Annotated in this window: 15 protein-coding genes; 1 reads left to right on the top strand and 14 read right to left on the bottom strand. The window is 77.1% G+C overall.

What is annotated here, in order from left to right:
• Positions 1 to 60 precede the first annotated feature (60 nt).
• From ACZ6NC_RS01565 to ACZ6NC_RS01540, 6 genes are all read right to left on the bottom strand, one after another.
• A complete protein-coding gene (locus ACZ6NC_RS01565; protein WP_465727779.1) occupies positions 61 to 2,964 on the bottom strand; it encodes a bpX6 domain-containing protein in 2,904 nt (967 codons plus the stop codon).
• Entirely contained in the window at positions 2,961 to 4,712 is a 1,752-nt protein-coding gene (locus ACZ6NC_RS01560) for a hypothetical protein (RefSeq protein ID WP_465727777.1), read from the bottom strand. Before ACZ6NC_RS01560 ends, ACZ6NC_RS01565 begins: the two co-directional genes overlap by 4 nt.
• Positions 4,709 to 5,218, bottom strand: a complete 510-nt coding sequence (locus tag ACZ6NC_RS01555) for a bpX5 domain-containing protein (protein ID WP_465727775.1) — start codon at positions 5,216 to 5,218, stop codon at positions 4,709 to 4,711. Before ACZ6NC_RS01555 ends, ACZ6NC_RS01560 begins: the two co-directional genes overlap by 4 nt.
• Positions 5,215 to 6,402 carry an AAA family ATPase gene (locus ACZ6NC_RS01550; protein WP_465727773.1) on the bottom strand — a complete coding sequence of 396 codons (1,188 nt, stop codon included), beginning with the start codon at positions 6,400 to 6,402 and terminating at the stop codon, positions 5,215 to 5,217. The genes ACZ6NC_RS01555 and ACZ6NC_RS01550 overlap by 4 nt, the downstream gene beginning before the upstream one ends.
• 142 nt (positions 6,403 to 6,544) lie before the next feature.
• Positions 6,545 to 7,201: a GPP34 family phosphoprotein gene (locus tag ACZ6NC_RS01545; protein WP_465727771.1), complete on the bottom strand. Its 657-nt coding sequence runs from the start codon at positions 7,199 to 7,201 to the stop codon at positions 6,545 to 6,547.
• A gap of 135 nt (positions 7,202 to 7,336) precedes the next feature.
• Positions 7,337 to 8,659, bottom strand: coding sequence for a YhgE/Pip domain-containing protein (locus ACZ6NC_RS01540; protein WP_465727769.1), 1,323 nt, complete (start codon positions 8,657 to 8,659; stop codon positions 7,337 to 7,339).
• Positions 8,660 to 8,900: 241 nt separating this feature from the next.
• On the opposite strand from ACZ6NC_RS01540, the gene ACZ6NC_RS01535 reads away from it, so the two are divergent.
• Entirely contained in the window at positions 8,901 to 9,911 is a 1,011-nt protein-coding gene (locus ACZ6NC_RS01535; protein ID WP_465727767.1) for an NADP-dependent oxidoreductase, read from the top strand.
• A gap of 13 nt (positions 9,912 to 9,924) precedes the next feature.
• On the opposite strand, the gene ACZ6NC_RS01530 is transcribed toward ACZ6NC_RS01535, so the two are convergent.
• The 8 genes from ACZ6NC_RS01530 to ACZ6NC_RS01495 all read right to left on the bottom strand — a co-directional run bounded on the left by ACZ6NC_RS01530 (position 9,925) and on the right by ACZ6NC_RS01495 (position 20,353).
• A complete protein-coding gene (locus ACZ6NC_RS01530) occupies positions 9,925 to 11,394 on the bottom strand; it encodes a glutamate synthase subunit beta (RefSeq protein WP_465728303.1) in 1,470 nt (489 codons plus the stop codon).
• A 164-nt stretch (positions 11,395 to 11,558) separates the two neighbouring features.
• On the bottom strand, positions 11,559 to 12,086 hold the full coding sequence (locus ACZ6NC_RS01525; RefSeq protein ID WP_465727765.1) for a hypothetical protein: 528 nt from the start codon (positions 12,084 to 12,086) through the stop codon (positions 11,559 to 11,561).
• A gap of 128 nt (positions 12,087 to 12,214) precedes the next feature.
• Positions 12,215 to 13,621 carry a DUF58 domain-containing protein gene (locus ACZ6NC_RS01520; RefSeq protein ID WP_465727763.1) on the bottom strand — a complete coding sequence of 469 codons (1,407 nt, stop codon included), beginning with the start codon at positions 13,619 to 13,621 and terminating at the stop codon, positions 12,215 to 12,217.
• A 182-nt stretch (positions 13,622 to 13,803) separates the two neighbouring features.
• Complete coding sequence (locus tag ACZ6NC_RS01515) at positions 13,804 to 14,880, bottom strand: AAA family ATPase (RefSeq protein ID WP_465727761.1); 1,077 nt, start codon at positions 14,878 to 14,880, stop codon at positions 13,804 to 13,806.
• A gap of 112 nt (positions 14,881 to 14,992) precedes the next feature.
• Positions 14,993 to 15,490 (bottom strand): hypothetical protein, encoded by a 498-nt coding sequence (locus ACZ6NC_RS01510; protein ID WP_465727759.1) that lies wholly within the window; start codon positions 15,488 to 15,490, stop codon positions 14,993 to 14,995.
• Positions 15,487 to 16,470, bottom strand: coding sequence for a DUF4129 domain-containing protein (locus ACZ6NC_RS01505; protein WP_465727757.1), 984 nt, complete (start codon positions 16,468 to 16,470; stop codon positions 15,487 to 15,489). Before ACZ6NC_RS01505 ends, ACZ6NC_RS01510 begins: the two co-directional genes overlap by 4 nt.
• A gap of 160 nt (positions 16,471 to 16,630) precedes the next feature.
• Positions 16,631 to 17,692 (bottom strand): phosphatidylinositol-specific phospholipase C domain-containing protein, encoded by a 1,062-nt coding sequence (locus tag ACZ6NC_RS01500; RefSeq protein ID WP_465727755.1) that lies wholly within the window; start codon positions 17,690 to 17,692, stop codon positions 16,631 to 16,633.
• A gap of 174 nt (positions 17,693 to 17,866) precedes the next feature.
• Positions 17,867 to 20,353 (bottom strand): hypothetical protein, encoded by a 2,487-nt coding sequence (locus tag ACZ6NC_RS01495; protein WP_465727753.1) that lies wholly within the window; start codon positions 20,351 to 20,353, stop codon positions 17,867 to 17,869.
• Positions 20,354 to 20,388 lie beyond the last annotated feature (35 nt).

Here is a 20,388-nt window from a genome sequence, read left to right as displayed (position 1 = left end):
CACGGGACGGCGCCGGGGAGGTCGGGCGCACGGGCGGTGTCGGGAACCCGCGGCGCTCCGCTAGTCGGCGGTGACGCGCAGGTTGGCGAGCAGGGTGGCGCCGTCGGTGGAGACGGCGAGGACGCGGCCGGAGCGGTGCCAGCAGGTGACCGCGCCGGCGTGTCCGCGCACGCCGACGTACGGCGGGTCCGCGTGCGGGAGGACGGCCGTGGCGGTGGGCTCGGCTGCCGGGGCGGCGCCCACGTGGACGAGGGCGCCAGTGCCGTCGGCCAGGGGGACGGTGAGCGCCCAGTGGTCGCCGTCGGCGGTGGGGCCGTGCGGGGCGAGGCCCGCGACGGTCAGTTCGGCGGCAGGGCCGGCGGACTCGCCCGTCCAGCCGAGGGTGGTCCGGTCCGGGTGCTCCTGCCCGTACGCGGTGAGCAGGCCGTCGGTGGCGAGCGCCACCGAGGCGCCGAGGTCGGTGGCGGCCTGGTCCAGCCGAAGCCGCGAGCGCAGCTCCCAGCCGGGCAGGTCCCAGCGCCACAGTTCGGTGAGCGACGAGCCGTCGGGCAGGGCCGAGACCACGACGGCCGCGCAGCTGCCGGCCGAACGGGCGATCCGGCCCACCAGCCGCTGCCCGCCGCCGAGTTCGCGCCAGACCACGGTGGGGCGGGGCGCCAGGGTGTCCAGGACGGCGATGCCGTCCTCGTCCGCGGTGATCAGGTGGCGGCCGTCGAAGGACGGGGCGAGCTGCCGGACCCGCAGGGTGGCCCAGGGCCGGACGGTCCGGGTGGCGAGGTCGAGGCGGGCGAGCTCGCGCACCTGTCCGTAGCCGGCCACCAGGAGCGCGCTGCCGCCGTGGTCGGCGAGGACCAGTCGGTCGGCGGGCACGTCCCAGCGTGCCTTGGTGCGGCCGTCGGCGGTCAGCAGCCGCACGCCCGCCTGGCCGCAGGCGACCAGCAGGGCGCCGGAGCCGAGCAGTGCCGCGTCCAGCACCGGCAGCGTGCCGGGCCGCTCCGCGGCGGTGTACGCGGGCGTGGCGCCGGCGGGACGGGCGGGGCGCCGGGGCCGGGCCAGGTCGGCGGCGGCCAGCGGGTCCGCCCGCTTCAACAGCCGCTCGGCGAGGGCGCTTTCGGTCGGCCCGGCATGGGCGCCGCCGAAGCCGCCGTCCCGCACGACCGCCCGGGCGGCGGCGGTGGCGAGTGCACGGTCGGCGGCCGGGTCGGCGGCGGGCAGGTCCGCCAGGGCCGCGGCCAGCGCCGAGCGGCCGGTGGCGCGCGGGTCGCCGTCGCCGTCGAGGACGGCCAGGGCGAGCGCCCGGGTGTGCTCCCCCGCGCCGAGCGCCAGCAGGTAGGGCAGCGCCCGGCCCCGGGCCGGTCCGCCGAGGGCGACCGCGTCGCGCAGGTCGGCCACGACCGAGGGGCGCAGCGCCTCATCCGGCCAGGCGGCCTCGACGGCGCCGAGGCGGTCGCCGGCCTCCCGGCAGTGCGCGGCCCAGGCGGCCCGCAGTTCGCGGGCGGCCTGCGGGTATGTCGCGGTGAGGCGTTCGACGGCGGTGGCGAAGGCACCTCGGCGGTGTGCGATCCGGACGGCGTGCTCGCGCTCGCCGGCCCGCCACCAGAGCCGGACCACCAGGTCGGCGGCGAGGTCCCGGCCCTCGGCGAGTTCGGCGGCCTGTGCGGTGCGGCCGTTGCGGATCAGCACGGCGACTGCCTCGCCCGGCGCGTTCAGCAGATCGGCGAGGACGAACGCCGCCTCGTCGACCCGGCCTTCGCGCTCCAGTGCCTCCGCGGCGCGGCGGTAGAGGCCGGCGAGGTGGTCGTGGACGGTGGGGCCGGAGAGCGGGGACGCACCGCCCGCGCCGGCGGCCTGCGGGTTCGCCCGCAGCTCGCCCGTGTAGCGGCGGGGCAGACCGAGGGAGAGCCAGGACTTCCCGCCCGCCGGCCGGCCCCCGGCGACCGGGAGGGCGTCGCGCAGGGCGTCCTCCCAGCGGCACTGTTCGAAGGCACGGGTGAGTTCGTGCAGGTAGCGCGCGTGGCGGCCACGCACCAGCCGGGCCGCCGGGGTGTGCATGGCCAGGCGTGCCAGCAGGCTGCCCAACCGCGGGCGGCGGGCGCTCCCGGGCCGCCGGGCGCTCCGGGGCCGGCCGGGGGCCGGTGCGGCGGGGCTTGAGGCGCCCGCCGCGGTGGCCTTGGTGGCTCCCACGCGGGGGCGGATGGCGGCCAGCCCGACGGCGAGCACGATGAGGAACCCGCCGGGGCGGAAGCTGCGGTCGGCAATGATGCCCGCGAAGCTGGCCGCGGCCAGGAGCATGGCACCAAGCGTCAGGACCAGGGCCACCCAGTACACGGCCGGTCCGACCCGGGCTGTGAAGCTGACCAACGCGGGCCCGGCGAAGGACCGGGGCCGCGCGAAGGACCGGCGGCGGGCGAAGGACCGGCGGCGGGCTCCGGACGGGGCGTCCCCGGTGAGCCGGCGGGCCCGTTCGCCCGGCGGGCCGATGCCGGCGGCGGTCCGCAGGTCGGGCTGCGGGCGCTCCGGCAGGGCCTCCACGACCGGTTCGGCCACGGGCTCGGCGGCGACACCGACCGGTCGCGGGCGGTGCATCGCGACGCCGGTCGGGTCGAGCCAGCCCGACGGGTCCAACTCCGCCAGTCCGGATATCCGGTGGGTGATCGTCAGACCGGCTGCGGAGAAGGCGAGCCGCCCGGCCGGAATCTCCTGCCGATCGGTGCCGACGGCGACCAGCGCACCGCTGTCCGCACGCTCGACCGGAAGTCCGGGGGCCCGGTCGGCCCGGATCTCCACCCCTACGGCCAGCGTGAACAGCCAGCGTCCGTCCGGTAGTTCACGCAGCTCGGCGCCGTCCTGCCAGTGCGCCAGGACGCGGACGGCGGCCTCGGCCGCGCCGATCACCGGCACGTCGAGGAGGAATCCGGCGGCGGTGACGGTGGCGCGGAACGCCGCGGCGGGGGTGGCGGTCACTCGTCGCTCCCGATCATGTGGTGGATCCGGCCGGTGTGCGCGTGGCCGACCACGATCCGCCCCGGCCGGGTCTCGGCGGCGATCAGCGGCAGCGTCGGGTGGACGGCGGGCGGTGCGGTGCCGCCCGAGAAGCGGGTCAGGGTACGGACCCCGTCCGCGCGGACGGTGCGCACCAGACGGCCGCTGTGGGTGCAGGTGACCAGCGCGGGCACCGCCTCGTGGTGGACCAGGCCGATCACCTCGGCGGGCTCGCGGAAGGAGATCCGGCGCTCCTCCCCCTCCCGCGTCCGCCCGTGCCAGTTCGTGCCCTGCCACGTCCGCACGTGCCAGTTCCTGCCGTCCTCCGACCAGCCGACGGTGGCGCCGCTGTGCACGAGGTGACGGGCCCGGGCGGCCTCGGGCGGCAGGCTCCGGTCGTACAGCCGCGGCTCGCGGAAGCGGTTGAAATACTGCCGCCCCTCCACGCCCTGGCCGACCTCGCCGTCGTCGGCCACGGCACCGTCGGGCGCGATCCGCCACCAGCGGCCGGCCAACGGCAACACCAGGTCGTCCCCGTTGCGCAGCAGTGGCAGGACGGGGCGGGTGAGCTGCTCGGCCAGCCGGGCCCGGTCGAGCCCGAACGCGGCCGCCTCGGCGCTGAACCCGCCGGGCTCGCCGCCACGTCCGGAGAGCGGTCGGCCGCTGACGTAGGGGATCAGCCGGTCGCCGCGCACGTACAGGGCGATCAGCCGCCGGCCGATGCGCCCGGCGGCGACCACCGGGCCGTGCAGTTCGTGGCGCCGCGGCCGGACCGCGGTGGCGGGGCCGTTCTCGGCGCTCGGCAGGTTGACGGCGAGCAGGATGGTGGCGCGCCTTCCCCGGGCGAGCAGGGTGCGGGCGTCCGTGGTGAAGGCGGGCGCTCCCCCGGCCGACCCGGCCGACCCGGTCGCCCCGGTCGCCCCGGCCGACAACGCGACGGCGGCGGGCGCGACGGCCCGTCGGAACTCGCTGCCGCGCAGCGCCCGGACGGAGATCTCCGGTACGGGCAACGGGAGTTCGGTCTCGGCGCCGTCGAGGCGGACGGTGACATGGGTGGCGCCGTCGGCGGACCAGCGGGCCGGTTCGCTCGCCAGTACCCGGGCCCGGGACGGGAGTTGCCCGGCGAGCCGGGGCGAGGTGAGCAGCCAGGCGTGGTCCTCGGCGTCGAGGCCGGCCTGGACCCGCCGGACGTCCTCGGCGGTGGGGTCGGCCGGCCGGCGGGCGGCCAGCCAGGCCGGCAGCAGCTCGGCGAGGTCGCCGGTGAGCAGGCGGCCGAACGGATCGCCGAGCACGCCGACCACCAGCTCGGTGCCGCGTGCGGCCGCCCGGCGGTGCAGGACGAGCAGCGCGGCGAGCTGGACCAGCCGGCCGGCCCCGGCCTGGGTGGGGCCGGTGTCGACCATCGCGACGATCCGGCCGCGGGCGACCGGAGTGTGGAACTCCGGTGCGTGGTGGAGGAGTTCGCCGTCCGCCAGTCGGCGCAGGAACTCGTCCGGGTACGCGTCGGCGAGCAGCCACTCGGAGGGCAGCAGCCGGTCCGGCCGGCCCGCGCGGGTGAGGCCGCCGAGGCCGTCCGGCTCGCCGAGGACATCGACGACGGGCTCGCGCGCCCCGACCAGGGCGTCCAGGCGGCGCAGCAACGGGCCGAGGGCGACGGCGAGTTCGGGGCTGAGCGCGGAGAGGGTGGCGGCCCAGGGGGCGAGGGCGGCGGGCAGCCGGGTGGTCGTCATCGGTCCGCGCTCCGGGTGTACGGCTCCAGCGCATCCGGGGAGGCGGCGGGCGGGGGTGGGTCGGCGACCAGGGCGTGGCCCGGGACGAGGACGCAGAGCTGGCCGTCCTCGGCACCGAGCGCGCGGCGCCAGAGTGCGGCGGCCGGCCCGGGGCGGGCGGTGGTGGGGACGAGCAGGCCGGCGTCACGGCCGAGGTAGCGGGCGCCGTCGGCCCACGGCAGGTCGGCCTCGGCGCCCAGGACGAGCAGCGTGACCGCGCCGGACTCGGGCAGCGCGACGCCCGCGGTCAGCGCGGCGTCTGCGGGGCTCGCCGGACCGCCGGGGGGTGGGCTCGCGGGGATCGGGCCGTCGGCGAGGACGCCGAGGCGGGCGCCGTCGCGGAGCCGGTCCCGGGTGGCGGCGGCCAGTGCGGGCACCGCGTCGCCCAGGGCGAGCACGGCGGCGGCGGGCAGCGGGGGCTCACGGCGCTCCCACCGCAGCGGGAAGGCGGGCGGGGCTGTGGTCACGAGGGCGCGACCGCCGCAACCAGCTCGGCGCGTATGCCGGCCAGCGCGGCCGGCAGGTCGGCCGGGTCGAAGCCGGCGTCGATCTCGCGCAGCGCCGCCTCCAGCCGCAGCCGCGAGTCGCGCCCGCCGGGCAGGCCGCGGTGCTCGGCGAGCAGCGCGGTGCCGGTACGGGCGAGTCGCTCCGCCCGGGCCGCCGTGCTGCGGGACAGCTCCTCGGCGGCGTGCACCAGGCTGCGGTTGGCGGCCTTCTCGATCAGGTCGGCGAGGGTGTCGCGGGCCAGCGCCTGGGTGTCGGCGGTCGGGGCGATCAGCGGCAGCACCCAGAGGTCGCGTGCGGAGGCCGAGCTCCGGCCGTCGAGCACGGCGGCCGCGGCGACCAGGTTCTGCGACCGCACCGCCCGCCGGTCGCTGACCGGCACCCCGGCCCCGCGCAGCCGGCGCAGTGCGGCGCCGAGCAGCGGGGTCACCTCGTCCAGGTCGCACTCACGGGCGGCGGCGGCGAGCCGGTCGACGGCACCGAGCAGGTCGCCGGGGTGGACCGGGGCGGCGGCCGGGCGGCGGCCGGCCTCCAGCAGCTCCTCCAGCCGGGCGTCGGCCACCGGCTCGACGAAGACCCGGGCCAGGAAGCGGTCGGCGAAGGCGGCGAGCGCGGGATCGTCCGGCAGGTGGTTGGCGGCGCCGACGCAGACCCGCAGCGGGCTGGCGAGGACGGTGCGGCCGCGGCGGAAGACCCGCTCGTTGAGCAGGCCGAGCAGCGTGTTGAGGACGGCGGTGGAGCCGAGGAACACCTCGTCCAAGAAGGCGATGTCGGCCTCGGGCAGCATCCCCGCGGTCTCGAACTCGACCCGTCCCTCGCGGAGTCGGCGCAGGTCGACCGGCCCGAACAGCTCGTTGGGCTCGGTGAACCGGCCGAGCAGGTACTCGAAGTAGCGCCCGCCCAGCTGCCCGGCGACCCGCCGCACCGCCTCGGACTTGGCGGTGCCCGGCGCTCCGACCACCAGCAGGTGCTCACCGGCGACCGCACAGAGCGTCACCACCTCGGCCACCGTCTCACGGTCGATCATGCCCCGGCCGGCGGCGGCCACGGCGGCGCCGATCAGCCCGGCGTCCCCGGCGGGGGGCGAGGGGTGGGTGGTGGCGGCCGGGTGGACGGCGTCGGTCGGGTGGGTGCTGGTCTCGGTCACAGGCACCGGAGTCTACGGGGGCCGTACCCGCGCCGACGAGCGGGTTTCCGGTTGGACGGCCGCGCAGGGGCCGGACCGCTCAGTCGCCCCGCCCCAGGCTGGTCGAGCTCCTCTGACGGCCCGTGTCCCGGGAGCGCCCGTCTCAGCCGCCGCTCCCCATCCCGCCCTGTGCGGCGACCATCGTCATCCCCAGGCCTGCCACCGCCCGGGCCAGGCCCGGTGCCCGTTCGGCCAGTCGGCCGGTGAACTCCGCGACCCGGTCGGCGTGCTCCCGCCGGTCGTGCCGGGAGACCACCAGCCGTAGGTGACCGTGGGCCGCCAGCGCGGCCAGCACGGCGTCCGCGAAGGGCACCTCACTGACCGGGCCGGCGCCGCGGACGGCCTCCGCCACCCTCAGCTGGAGGTCCTGCGCCTCGCGCGGATCCTTCACGGCCACCGACCGAAGCGGCTTGACGGCGCCGTGGGGATCGCGGTCCTCCACGGTCAGCACGCCGAGCACCGCGAGCCGCTGTTCGACGGCGTCCAGCGTCTCGTCGCGGCTCCGTCTGATCCACGACTTCCAGCTGCGCGGCCGGGTGTCCAGCTCGGCGAGCAGCGCGTCGAGGACGCGGTCCTCCACGGGGGTGGTCGTCACGACCCGTACCCGGCCGGCCCTGTCCTCGGCGATGTCGCCCCGGTGGACGAGCTCGGCCAGGGCGGCCGCGCGCAGCAGGAAGCCGGCCCGGGTGCGGTCCTGGAGGGACTGGGCCCGGGTGTCGAAGGCCAGCAGGTACGCGGCCAGGTGCAGCGGTCGGCTCATGGCATCGACGATACGGCGCCGCGCGCGGCCCGCCATCCGCCCGCAGGAGGGAGTCGTTCTCCGACCCCGGGACCACCCGGCGCGGTTCGCTCCTCCCCCGGTCCCGCCGAGGCCGGCGGCGTTGTCGACGGCCGCTCAGCTCACCTCGGGGTGGAAGCGGTGCAGGCCCTTGCGGTCGTAGTAGGTGGTCATCGCGAAGCCGAAGACCAGCGCGGCCGTCAGGCCGATCGCGATCATGATCCAGGCCCGGGCCAGCCCCGCGTCCGCCTGTGCGTCGAAATAGAGGATCGACCGGACGCCGTCGCTGAGCTGGCGCATCGGCTCGAACACCGCCAGTCCCCGGTAGAAGTCCGGCAGCGCCTGCAGCGGGATGGTCGCCCCGGAGGACGGCAGCGACAGCGCGATGAAGACGAACATGCTGATCAGCTGCCCGATCCCGCCGAACGCCGCGATCAGCGCCTGCGCGCCGAGCCCCACCGCCGCGCTGGCGCAGACCGAGAAGACCCAGAGCAGCGGCAGGTGCGAGGCGTCCATGCCGAGCACCACCACGGTCGCCAGCATGACCAGACTGGACGTCAGCACCGCCAGCCCGACCGACATCACGCAGGTGACGACCAGCGTCTGGGTGCGGCTGATCCGCACCAGCGGCCGCTGGGTGCGCAGCGGGCCCAGCTCGCTGGCCGCGTAGCCGAGCGCCACGTCGACGCCGTTGCTGATCACGTTCGCGCCCAGGAAGCCGCAGAGGACGAGCAGCAGGGTGTAGTAGAAGGCGGTCAGGCCGAGGCCGCTGTGCGGGCCGATGGGGTGGCCGACCTGGACCTCGACCGTAACCGGGTCGGCCAGTTGGAGCGCTGCCGCGTTGGTCGCCGCACCGTCCTGGGCCGGCGGCTGGCCCGGCGGCTGGGCCTGGGCCTGCGCCTGGGCCGTGAGGGTCTTGCCGAGCTGTACCGAGGCCTGCTGCGCGGCCGCCTGGGAGATCGAGGAGGCCAGCGAGGAGGCCAGGCTGCCCACCCCGGGGTTGGTCAGGACGGTCATCGTGGGGCGGGCCGGCGGTTGCGGCCCTGCCGGGGCGCCCATGGCCGCCACGGCGGCGGTGAAGCCGGCCGGGACCTCCAGCGCGCCGGCGAGCTTGCCCGAGGACAGCTGATCATCGGCGCCCGCCCGGTCGAGCACCCGCCAGTCGATCTGCCCCTTCGGGTCCGGCGCGGTGGCGATGCCGGCGGTGATCTGCGCGCCGAGGTTCAGCTGCTGCCCGCCCACGGCGGCGCCCTCGTCGGAGTTGACCAGGCCGATCGGCAGCCGGTGCAGGTCGGCGCGCGGGTTGACGATGCCGCCCATGTAGAGCAGCGACAGCAGGAACGCCACCGTACCGATGATGATCGTCGGCACCATCCAGACCTTGGGGTTGCGCAGCACCTGCGAGGCCCGCACGCCGCCCTCAGGCCGGTTCGAAGTCATGGCTCTCCCGTGGACGTCGTTCGGTCGGCCCCCGCCCGAACGTAGCCGCCCGCCTCCACCCGGCCGTGGCGCCTCGCCCGTACCGCCCGCCGGGCCGACCCGGTCGGCCGGTGCCCGGGAGGAGCGGTGGGCGGGCCGGAATCAGGCATGGATCGGTAGCCGCAACCGGTTGCCCCTGGCGCACTGACTAAGCGCTTGCTTAGAATCGGCTCCGTCGTACGTCCACCCACCGGGAGCCGCCATGTTGTCCGCAGAGAACCGTCAGATCCGCCTCGCCCGGCGCCCGGTGGGCGAGGTCGGCCCCGAGGACTGGGAGCACGTCACCGAGGCGGCCGCGGCGCCCGGCGAGGGGCAGTTCGCCGGCCGCACCCGGTTCGTCTCGCTCGACCCGGCCATGCGCGGCTGGCTGGACGACCGCCCCTCCTACCTGCCGCCGGTCGGCCTCGGCGAGGTGATGCGGGCCGGCTCGGTGGTCGAGGTGACCGAGTCCAACCACCCGGGCTTCCGCATCGGCGACCTGGTCGCCGGCACCTTCGGCGTCCAGTCGCACGTGGTCTCCGACGGCAAGGGCACGCTGAAGATCGACGCGTCCGCCGCCTCGCCGTCGACCTTCCTCGGCGCGCTGGGCATGCCCGGCATGACGGCCTACTTCGGGCTGCTGGACGTCGGGGCGCTCAAGGAGGGCGAGACGGTCGTGGTCTCGGGCGCCGCGGGCGCCGTGGGCACCATGGCCGGCCAGATCGCCAAGGCGAAGGGCTGCCGGGTTGTCGGCATCGCCGGCGGGGCCGAGAAGTGCGCCCTGCTGACCGACGAACTCGGCTTCGACGCCGCCATCGACTACCGCACCGAGAACGTCAAGAAGGCGCTGCGCACCCATGCGCCGGACGGCATCGACGTCTACTTCGACAACGTCGGCGGCGAGATCCTGGACGCCGCCCTGGCCAACCTGGCGATGCGCGCCCGGGTGGTGATCTGCGGCGCCATCAGCCAGTACAACACCACCACGGGCGTCCAGGGCCCGTCGAACTACCTGTCGCTGCTGGTGTGCCGGGCCCGGATGGAGGGCTTCGTGGTCTTCGACTACGCGCCGCGCTTCACCGAGGCCGCCCGGGAGATCGGCGGCTGGATCGCCTCCGGGCGGATCAAGGTCCTGGAGCACGTGGTCAAGGGCACCGTCGACGACTTCCCGCAGACCCTGCAGATGCTCTTCCGCGGTGAGAACACCGGCAAGCTCGTCCTCGAACTGGTCTGACCGCTCCGCCCCCTCAGACGGTGAGCGGCCCGTCCGAGGGGGCGACCGGGGCCGGGAGGTCGGTACTGCCGCGCAGGTAGCGGTCGACGGCGGCGGCCGCCGCCCGGCCCTCGGCGACCGCCCAGACGATCAGCGACTGCCCGCGCCCGGCGTCGCCCGCGACGAACACACCGTCCGCCCCGGCCGCGAAGCCGTCGTCGCGGGTGAGCCGGCCCTGCCGGTCGGCGGCCAGGCCCAGTTGGCGGGCCAGGCCGCTCCTGCGCCCCGGACCGTTGAAGCCGAGGGCCAGCAGGGCCAGTTCGGCCGGGACGGTCCGCTCCGTCCCCGGCCGGGGGCGGCGGTCGCCGGGCCGCGCCTCGGCGAAGCGGACCGCCGCCAGCCGCCCGTCCGCGCCCGCCTCGAACCCCACCGTCGCCGCCGAGAACACCCGCGGCTCGGCCGCCGAGCCGCCGGCCTCCTCGTGCGAGGTCGTCACCCGGTACACCTTGGGGTGGACGGGCCAGGGCTGGCCGGGCGCGCGGCGTTCGGGCGGCCGCGGGTTGATGTCGAACTGGGTGACGGCGGCCGCCCGTTGGCGCAGCACCGTGCCCAGGCAGTCGGCGGCGGTGTCGCCGCCGCCGACGATCACCACGCTGCGCCCCTCGGCACTCAGCGGGGAGGCCGGGCAGTCGCCCTCGTCGACCCGGTTGGCCAGGGTCAGATAGGTGATCGCCTGGTGCACCCCGGGCAGCCGGCGGCCGGACACCGGGAGGTTCCGGCAGGCCGTGGCGCCGACCGCGACCACCAGCGCGTCGTGCCGGGCTCGCAGGCCGTCCGCGGACACGTCCCGCCCGACCGCCACCCCGGTGCGGAACCGGGTGCCCTCGGCCGCCATCTGGTCGATCCGCCGGTCCAGGCGGTGCTTCTCCAGCCGGAACGGAGGGATGCCGTACCGCAGCAGCCCACCGATTCGGTCGGCGCGCTCGTACACGGTCGTGGTGTGCCCCGCCCGGGTCAGCTGCTGGGCGGCGGCCAGGCCGGCCGGACCCGAGCCGACCACCGCCACCCGCAGGCCGCTCATCCGCTCCGGCGGCTGCGGCCGGTCGTACCCGTCCTCCCAGGCCCGGTCGGCGATCGCCAGCTCCACGTTCTTGATCGTCACGGCCTCGGCGTCGATCGCCAGCACGCAGGCGCTCTCGCAGGGGGCGGGGCAGAGCCGGCCGGTGAACTCGGGGAAGTTGTTGGTGGCCAGCAGCCGCGCGGCGGCCGCACCCCAGTCGTCATGGGCGACCAGGGTGTTCCAGTCGGGGATGACGTTGCCCAGCGGACAGGCGTGGTGGCAGAACGGCAGCCCGCAGTCCATGCAGCGGGCGGCCTGGGCGCCGATGACCGGCAGCAGCGCCCCCTCCCGGTAGACCTCGTGCCAGTCCCCCAGCCGCTCCTGCGGGGCCCGGCGCTCGCGCGCCCGGCGGGGCGTGGTGAAGAAGGCCATGCGGTCGGCCATGGAATCAGCCATCGCGGTCTCCGGCAGGGCGTGCCAAGGCGGGGCGGTGACGCCGCCGTACCGGGCCGGCCGGGCGCGCCGGCGGGTTGCGCGCGCCACCGTGCTGGCCACGGTACGCCTGCGAACCGCCCGGCGGGAGGGGGTGGGGGCCGCGGGCCCGCGCGCTACTCCCGTACCCGGCGGCGCCGATGGGGCCAGAGCGCCAGGCCGATGCCGCCGGCGGCGGCCGCCACCCCGAGCAGGGCGACCGGGCGCGACCACTCGCCCGCCGAGGACGGCGCGAAGGCCACCGGCAGGACCAGGACGGACGCGGCGACCGCGGCCACGGCGTGCGCCGGCCCGACCGTGCGGCGGTGCGCGCCGAAGGCATCGACCAGCAGCAGGTAGCCGGTCAGCAGGACGGCCACCGCCGCGGCCTGCCAGAGCGGCGGCTCGCCCGGCGCGGCGAGCAGCACCGCCCCGGCGGGCAGCACGGTGGCGCGGCCCGCCAGCAGCCGGGCGGGCCAGCCGACCGGACGGCGCGGCGTGTCCACCGGCGGCACGGCGGCCGCGGCGGCGAGGACGACGGCGGCCACCGCGGCGGCCGGCCCGAACCGGTCCACCGCGCTGCCGGGACTGCCCACGGGCCCGGCAGCGGCCAGCGCCAGGGCGGCGCCCGTGGCGCGCAGCACGGCGCGCTCCGCCCAGGGCATCGGCGGCACGCTCCCGGTACCCCTCGCGCTTCCGCCGGCCGGCTCCGCGTACCTCGGCTCCACGGTCCTCGGCTCCACGGTCCTCGGCTCCACCTTCCTCGGCCCCACGGTCGAGTTCGGACTCGCGGTCATCGGACTCCTCCCCCGATCCGGCGGCGCAGCAGGGGTGCGAGCGCCAGGTCGAGCGCCTCGCCGGGAATGTAGCGGGCCACCGGGATGCCCTTCATCCGCAGGGCCGAGCGCATCGCCTCGCGTTCGGCGTGCCAGAGCCGCAGGGCGAGCGCGTCGATCTCGTCGCCGGGCTCCACCGGCGGCTCGCCGGCGGGGATCTCCACCACCACCAGCGGATTGCCGCGGTCGCGGATCTGCCCGAGCACCTCCAGGATCCGCTGGTCGGCGAGCGAGGTGAACGCGTACACCAGCGCATGGCCGGGCAGTGCGGGCAGCGGGAGCCGCGGGAGGGCGGGGCCGCGGTGGCGGCGGTCCTGGCGGACCTCCAGCACGCTCTCCACCATCCGGTAGAACTGCCGGTCCCCGGTGCCGGCGGTCAGCCAGCGCAGCTTCCCGCCGACCGCGATCAGGCCGACCCGGTCGTGCCGGCGCAGGTAGGCGCGGGTCAGCCCGCCGGCCGCGCGCAGCGTCTCGTCCAGGCTGGACAGGCCGGTGGCGGTGTCCCGGAAGTCGGCCAGCGCGTCCAGCAGGATGACCGCGTCGGCGGCCCGCTCCGCCGCGAACTGGTTGATCTGGACGGCGTCGCGGCGGGTGGTCGACGGCCAGTGGATGCGCCGCTGGCGTTCGCCCGGCACGTGCGGGCGCACGCCGACCACCTCCACGCCGGTGCCTTCCTGGGCGGTGGTGTGCTCGCCGAGCCGTTCGGGCAGCCGGACCGGGATCGGGGTGAGCCGGGCGGCGCTGGGCACCGGGAAGACGTCCACCTCGCCGAGTTCGGTCCGCACCGTGCGACGGGTCAGGCCCCCGGCGTCGTAGACGTCGAGGTCGACGGCGCCCAGGGTCCACCGGCCCCAGCTCCGGGCGCGGAGGACGAGGTCCACCTCGGCCGCGCCGACGGTGAGCGCCTCCAGGGCCACGCCGGGGCCGAGCGCGATGGTCGGGTCGAGCGGGCCGATCCGCCCGTCGTGCCGGACGGTGATCCGCACGGTGATCGGCTCGCCCTCGAAGCAGCGGCGTGGTTCGGCCGTGCCGTCGGCGGTCAGCCGGGACGGCCTGCTGCGGCCCGGGGCGGCCAGCGCCAGCAGGACGGCGGGGCCGGCGGCCAGGGCGAGCAGCCAGGCGTGGCCGGTGACGAGCGCGGCAACGGACGCGACGGCGGCCACGGTGAGCAGGCGCAGGCTCTGCTCACCGACCCGCCAGTGCGGCGAGGGCGGGGTGCTCGGCAGGCCGGCCACGGTGGCCCGGGCGCTCCGGGCCAACAGGCGGGCGGTGACGCGGTCGTGCGCGCGGGCGGGGGGCCGTGCCGTGGTGGGGGCGGAGGGCTTGCGGTCGGTGCTCGCGGGCGCCGAGGCCAGCCGCCGCACGGGGCGGCGGCCGGGGCCGGCGGTCTGCGCGGCGAGCCGCCGGGCCCGCTCCCCGGCACGGTCTCCGGGCGGCCCGGCGGGGCCGGGGTCTCCGGCAGGCCGGTTGGCTCCGGCGGGTCCGGCGGGTCCGGCACGTCCCGTGCGTCCGGCAGGTCCAGTGGGTTCGGCCGGTGGCGCGGGGCTCACCGGGCGCCGCCCGGTATGCGGTCCGCGTCCCCGGCCGCGGCCCTCGGCAGGGTCTGCGGCGCGGGGACGGTGGCGACCAGCCGCGCCAGCACGTCGTCCGCCTCGATCTGGCGCACCCACAACTCCGGCTTGAGCGTGATGCGGTGGGCCAGGGCGGGCACGGCGAGCGCCTTGACGTCCTCCGGCGTGAGGTAGTCGCGGCCCTCCACCATCGCGCGGGCCCGGGCCAGCTGGATCAGCGCGAGACCGCCGCGGGGCGAGGCGCCGACCTGGATCTGCTGGTCGTTGCGGGTCGCGTCGACCAGCGCGACCACGTACTCGACCAGGTCGTCGTCCACCTCGACCTGCTCCACCGCCGCGCGCATGGCGAGCAGTTCGGCCGGGCTGCTGACCGTCTCCAGGACCGGCTCGGGCGCCGACCGGTCCAGCCGGGCCCGGAGCATCGCGGCCTCCAGCCCGGTGGACAGGTACCCCATCCGGACCCGGAGGAGGAAGCGGTCGAGCTGTGCCTCCGGCAGCGAGTAGGTGCCCTCGTACTCGATCGGGTTGGCGGTGGCGATCACCGCGAACGGCTGCGGCAGCCGGCGGGTGGCCCCGTCCACGGAGACCTGTCCCTCGGCCATCGCCTCCAGCAGCGCCGCCTGGGTCTTCGGCGGGGTGCGGTTGATCTCGTCGGCCAGCAGGAGCTGGGTGAAGAGCGGGCCGGGCTTGAACACCATCTCCCCGCTGCTCCGGTCGTAGAACGGTGCGCCGGTCACGTCCGAGGGCAGCAGGTCGGGGGTGAACTGGATCCGGCGGAAGTCCAGGCCGAGGGTGGTCGCGAAGGAGCGCGCCAGCAGGGTCTTGCCGAGCCCGGGCAGGTCCTCGATCAGCACGTGACCGCCGGCCAGCACGCCCAGCATCACCAGGCGGAGGGCCTCGGGCTTGCCCACCACGGCCCGTTCGATCTCCTCGACCACCGCGCGGGCGCGCTTGCCGGCCTCCTGCGGGGTCAGCACGGCGGCCGGCGCGGCCGGGGCCTCCGGGGTGGGCGCGGCGTCCGGGGCGGCGGGGGCCTGGGGAACGGCGGTCATGGCTCTCCTGAAGGGGGCTGCGGTTTCGGTGCCGTGGGGCTGCGGTTTCGGTGCCTTGGTGGGGTGGTGAGGTGCCGTGGGGTGGCGGTGCGGGGCCGGGCGGGCTCCTGGGCTACAGGGATTCGAGCCGGTCGACGAGGGCGAGCAGGACCGGCGCCGGAACGGTCTCCGCCGGGGCCGCGGCCTCCGGATCGATCCAGGGCCAGAGCCGGGGGCCGACCAGTTCGGCGGCCCGGTCGCGGTCGGCGGGGAGCGAGAGCCCGTGAGCCTCCGACAGCCGTGCGGCGTAAAGCCGTTGGAGCCGGCCGCGCAGCGGCCGGCCGTCGCCCTGCGGGTCGAGCCCATGGCGGATGGTCCAGCGCCAGTCGCCGAGCCCGGGCTCGTGCGCCTCCATCACCCGCGCGCGCTGCCGCAGGCCCTCCTCCCCGGACCCGGCGCCGGCGACGTACCGGCCGGTGACCAGTGCCACGACGGTCAGCAGGACCGCCCCGGCGCCGGCCGCGGGCGCGCCGCCGACCAGGGCGAGCACGATCTCCGCCAGGACGGCCACCGCGGTCGGCTCGATCAGGCTGTGCCGGACCGAGCCGGCCAGCTGCTGGTCACTGCTCACCGGCCGTCTCCTGTCCTGCCCTCGGCCGCGACGGGCCCGGACGGCTCCTCCACGCGGCTCGCCAGGTGGGCCGCGATGGCGTCCAGGGCCGTCTGCGCGCGGCGCACGTGGGCGTCGTCCATGGGGTGGGTCGAGTAGCGCGCCTCCCGGAACAGCTCGGTGAGCGCCTCCGCGTGGAAACGGTCCACGCGGTCGTCGGCCACCGCCCGCTCCAGCAGCTCGGCCGGGCTGTCACAGACGCGCCGGGACACTCCTGAGGCCGCCAACGAGCCCTCCATCGCGGCGTAGCAGGCGATCACCGCGGCCCGCGCGTCGTCACCGGTCAGCGCGCGGCGGCCGGTGGCCACGGCGGCCGCGAGAACGTCCTCGGGGCGCGGCGGAGCGGCGGGCAGCGACGACGCCGGCCCCTCCCGGCGCAGGCGCAGGCGCCGCAACCCCGAAACGAGGACCACCAGGAGCACGATCACCGCCGCGACGGCCAGCACGGCGAGCAGTACCAGGAACAGCACTCCGAACAGGCCCCCGGAACCCTCGTCGACGGCCATCGACGGCGGCGGTTCCGGCGAGGTGGAGACGGTCGGCAGCGGCTCCAGGGGCAACACGGGTGGATCGTCCGACCCGGAGGCCCGGGTGTGGAAGAGGTACATCAGCACCGGCACCGTGACCGCGGCCCCCGGCAGCAGCACGGAGGCGGCCTGCCGCAGCCGCTCGGCCCACGGCGTCGGCCCGTCCAGGTGGCGGACCTCCTCCCGGAACCGCACCGCGAACCGGCCGACGACGATCCCCCATCCGCCCGCGAGCAGCGCGACCAGCCCGGCGGATCCCACCGGCCCGATGGCCGGCGTCCCGAGCAGTCCCCCGTCCGGCCGCAGCGCCGCCGCGGCCACCAGCAGCCCGGCCGCCACCAGCACACTCGCCGGCCAGCTGGCGGACCCCCGCCCGGCGCGCTCCGGCGCGCCCGACGGCACTTCGTCGCTCATGCGACCCCCCGGTCCTCCGCAGCGCGGATGATCACGCGCGAGGTGCAGCGTCGCACACCAACTGTCGCGTTGTCATCCCCCGGGAGGCTGCCGGAGGACCGCGGCCGGCTGTGCCGCCGGACGAGGGTGATCGGCCTCGGGGTGATCGGCCTCGGGGCCGTCAGCCTCGGGGGAGGACGAGGGACTGGACGGCGGGGAGCTTGCGCCAGTCGCTGGAGACGATGCTCGCGTGGGCCCGGGCCAACTGCTCGGTGCGGGTGCGGGCCTGGTCGGCCGTCGGGTCGGTGGCGCTGATCGCGGGGGCGACGTTGTGGGCGTCGGTCATCGTCAGCAGATAGTGCCGGCTGTCGTACCAGGAGGTGTCCGTCCCGCCGGTGTACGCGGCGGCGTCGCCGTCGAAGACGACGAACCAGGGGCGGATCGCCGACTCCGCGTACTTGGTGCGGGGGTCGCCGGCGGCGGCGCCGTGGACGGCGGGGAACACCTGGGCGTCACCGATCCGGCCGGCCGCGGCGAGGTCGCGCAGGTGCCGCCCGTACTCGACGTCGGTGAGCAGGGTGTCGAAGGGGTTGCTCTCCTCGAGCGACCCGGGGATCACGTACACCAGCACCCGGCCGGCGAGCGCGGCACGGCTCGGCCAGTTGCCGGCGCGGGCGGCCTCGTCGGCGTTCGGGTAGCTGCCGCCGCCAGGCTTGGCGAGCAGGTCGGCGGGGCGGAAGACGGCGGGGCCGAGGTGCGCGGCTATCAGCGAGTCGAGCTGGGCGGGGCCCATGCCGCGGTTGGCGGCGAAGCCCGCCTTCAGCTCCAGCTTGACCACCAGCGGGCCGGCGGCGGGGTGGGCCCCGAGCCAGATCCGGACGTCGTCGAGGCAGGTCTCCAGGTTCTTGTTGGTGCCGCCGGTGTAGAGCTGCGCGGGCGTGGTGGCGGCTGCGCAGTTGTTGGCGTTGCCCAGCGGGTTGGAGTGGCTGACCTTCCACTCCTTGGTGACGGTGTCCGTCCACGCGTCGAGCTCGATCATGCCGGTGCCGGTGTCCAGGCCCTGGGCGAGGTGGCCGAACGCGGCCGGGTCGTAGGTGTTGTGGATCCCGACGGTGGTGGCCGAGCCGAAGGGCAGCTCGGCGGGCCCGCTCGCGCCGGCCGACGTGGCCGGCAGGAGGGCGGTGGCGGCCGCGGCGAGCAGACCGGTGGCGATGGTGCCGGCGAGGGCGCGGCGTGCGGTCACGATGACTTGTCCCCTTGTCAGAACGCGTACGGCGGTCGTCTGTGGACGATGCCGGACCTGAGCATCCCTCATGTGAAGGAGACACAACAACATCGTGACGGCCGCGGGACAACTCCGACCGGTCCCCACGCCCGGCCCGGCCCGCTGCCCGACGGCGCGGACCGGGCCGGGGCGTCACTCCGGGACGACGGCCACCTGCCGGGCGGCGTGCCGGACGTCGGACACCGGGTGCACGCGCAGCGTGCGCAGAGCGGCCCGCCACCCCTGCGACCAGTGGAACGCCGGGCCGAAGGCCTCGGCCAGAGCGGTGGCGAGGAGCCCCTCCGCGAGGCCGTCGCCGGCCGACAGCCGCCGCACCGCCTCCAGCATCGTGGCCTCGTCGACCCCTCGACTCCGGTTGTACGCATGGTTGTTGCACAGGTGGGTGGCGGTGGCGGCGGCCAGCGCGGGGTGGCCGTCCAAGGCGGCGGCCAGGGCACGGAGGGCGGCCACCAGCTCCGGCAGGTCGGCCCGCACGTCCAGCGCCCGGGTCATCGCCGAGAGCCGCGCCGGGAGGAGATCCGGCACGTCCGCGAGCAGGCCGGCCACGGCCGTGAGGACCTCAGGCCCGCTGACCGCCATCGTGACCAGGTGGTGCAGGCGCCGGAAGGCCGGCAGATCGCGATCGGCCTCGTCCGCCGGCTCCCCGGCCCGGACGACGCCCAGCAGTTCGGTGACGGTGCGGTGCAGCAGGCTGCCCGGAGCCGCGCCGCCGACCGGGTGCGGCAGGCCCGAGCCGGCCAGCGTGCCGATCACCCCGACGGCGTGGTGCCATCCGGAGCGGCTGCGGGTCAGGTCGGTGGCGACCCGCAGGACGGCCTCGGCGGCCTCCGGCGCGTACGCGGCCCAGAGCTCGAGCGCGGACAGCGCGCCGCCCGCGACGTCGTGGTCCGCGGCCTCGGCGAGGCCGGCCAACAGCCGGGTGTAGCGCGGACGGTGGGCGGCCGGGAGGTCCAGCGGACGGGCCGCGAGCAGGGCCCAACGCACCTGGGGCGCGCTGTTCCCCGCGGCCTCGTCCAGCAGCTCCCAGACCCCGGCGGCGGCCTGCGGGCCGGCGGCGAGCAGACCGAGCGCGCAGCGGACGACGGCGGCCTGCACATCCGGGTGCTGCTGCGGGGTGCGGTACGCGGTGGCGAGCAGGCCGGCCGCCTCGGCGGGCGGCAGGTGGCGCGCGGCGAGGCGGGCGGCCTCCTTGCGGCTGGTCACCTTCACGCCGGCGGTGGCGGTCAGCAGCGCGCCGAGCGGGCCGGAGAGCGCGGCCGCCGGGGTGCGGGCGGCGACGCGGTCGGCCGCGTACACGGCGACCCGGGCCCGGTCGCCGCCCGCATGCGCGAGCAGCACGGCGAGGTCCTCGGACGGCTCGTCCGTCCGCGCGAGGGCGGCGAGGGCCGCCTCGGCGAGCAGCACCTCCTCCGAGGCCGCGAAGTCCAGTGCGAGGGCGCGCCCCTGCTCGGGAACGGCGGCCGCCGAGGCGACGACGCCCGCCCGCTCCACCAGCGGCCGGCTCTCGTCCCCCGCCGCGTCGCGCGCCAGCCGGGCCGCCGCCGCCTGCTGCCGGGGCAGCCACCGGTCGGCGTACTCGAAGCCGGGCAGCGGCCGGCGGGCCCGGCCGGGCAGGAACCGGCCGTACGGCGGCTCCTCGGCGAGCAGGGTGTCCAGGAGATCGGTACGGCGGGCGGCCAGTGCCTCCCCGACGGCCGGCAGGACGGCGGCCGAGGGCTCCAACGCCAGCAGCTCCGCCACCCGTTCATCGCGGGTCGCCGGATCGGCGAGCCACCTCCAGGCGGCGGCGCGGAAGGCGTCGTCGTCGCCCTTGCGCAGCGCCTCGCCCAGCAGGTCCCGGAGCTCGGGCAGACGGTGCGCGCGCCGGCCGAGCGCGCCGTGGAGTGCGAACAGCAGGCCGTACTCGCCGTGGTCGGCGCCGGAGCGGAGCCACGGCCGCAGCGCGGCGACGACCAGCTCCTCCTGGCCGCGGCGCAGGGTGTGGACGAGCCCACCCAGGTCGACGCCGCCGGTTCGGCCCGCGAGCCGGCCGAGGGCGCGGGCCGCCCAGTCGAGGAGCTCCGGCTCCCCGGCGGCGGTGTGGTGGCGCAGGACGCCCAGCGCGAGGTCACGCAGCGCGTTGCGAGTGGCCCACGAGCAGTCGCGGGCCTGGACGGCCGCGAGGGCGATCCGGTCCAGCAGCGCGACGTCGGCCGCGGTGAACGGCGCACCCGGCACGGCGGCCAGGGCCTTCAGGGCCTGCGACCGGATCTGGTCCCGCTCGTTGCGCAGCCGGCCGTCCATCAGGACGAGCACCTCGTGCAGGGCGGCGTGGTCCCGGGCGTAGCCGGCGTTGGCGACGAGGTACGGCCACGCGGTCGCCCGGTCCTCCGGGTCGGAGGCCCGGACCGCCGCCTGGAGTTCGGGCCGGGCCTCGGCCACCGGCAGGTGCGCGAGCGCCGCCAGGACGTTGCCGATCCACCACTCCTCGGCCCGCCCTCTGGCCGCCGACTCCCGTGCCACGGCCGTGCGGCGGCCCCGCGGCAGAGCGGCCAGCAGGGGCTCCGCGACGGACGTCCCCTCCAGCGGTACCCCCGCCGTGACGGTGTCGAAGAACGCCTCCCGCCGGTGCGGCGGCATCGCCCGCAGCAGGGCCGCCAGGTGCTCCGGGCGCG

The sequence above is a fragment of the Kitasatospora sp. NPDC041988 genome (genome assembly GCF_055588525.1).
The sequence above is the reverse complement of the archived record's forward strand: the minus strand, read 5'-3'. Positions and strand labels throughout refer to the sequence as shown.

Bases quoted from the DNA above. Each gene is read 5' to 3' on its own strand.
- ACZ6NC_RS01560 (WP_465727777.1), bottom strand. From the start codon at position 4,712: ATGACGACCACCCGGCTGCCCGCCGCCCTCGCCCCCTGGGCCGCCACC.
- ACZ6NC_RS01545 (WP_465727771.1), bottom strand. From the start codon at position 7,201: ATGAGCCGACCGCTGCACCTGGCCGCGTACCTGCTGGCCTTCGACACC.
- ACZ6NC_RS01540 (WP_465727769.1), bottom strand. From the start codon at position 8,659: ATGACTTCGAACCGGCCTGAGGGCGGCGTGCGGGCCTCGCAGGTGCTG.
- ACZ6NC_RS01535 (WP_465727767.1), top strand. From the start codon at position 8,901: ATGTTGTCCGCAGAGAACCGTCAGATCCGCCTCGCCCGGCGCCCGGTG.
- ACZ6NC_RS01530 (WP_465728303.1), bottom strand. From the start codon at position 11,394: ATGGCCGACCGCATGGCCTTCTTCACCACGCCCCGCCGGGCGCGCGAG.
- ACZ6NC_RS01525 (WP_465727765.1), bottom strand. From the start codon at position 12,086: ATGCCCTGGGCGGAGCGCGCCGTGCTGCGCGCCACGGGCGCCGCCCTG.
- ACZ6NC_RS01515 (WP_465727761.1), bottom strand. From the start codon at position 14,880: ATGACCGCCGTTCCCCAGGCCCCCGCCGCCCCGGACGCCGCGCCCACC.
- ACZ6NC_RS01505 (WP_465727757.1), bottom strand. From the start codon at position 16,470: ATGAGCGACGAAGTGCCGTCGGGCGCGCCGGAGCGCGCCGGGCGGGGG.
- ACZ6NC_RS01495 (WP_465727753.1), bottom strand. From the start codon at position 20,353: ATGCCGCCGCACCGGCGGGAGGCGTTCTTCGACACCGTCACGGCGGGG.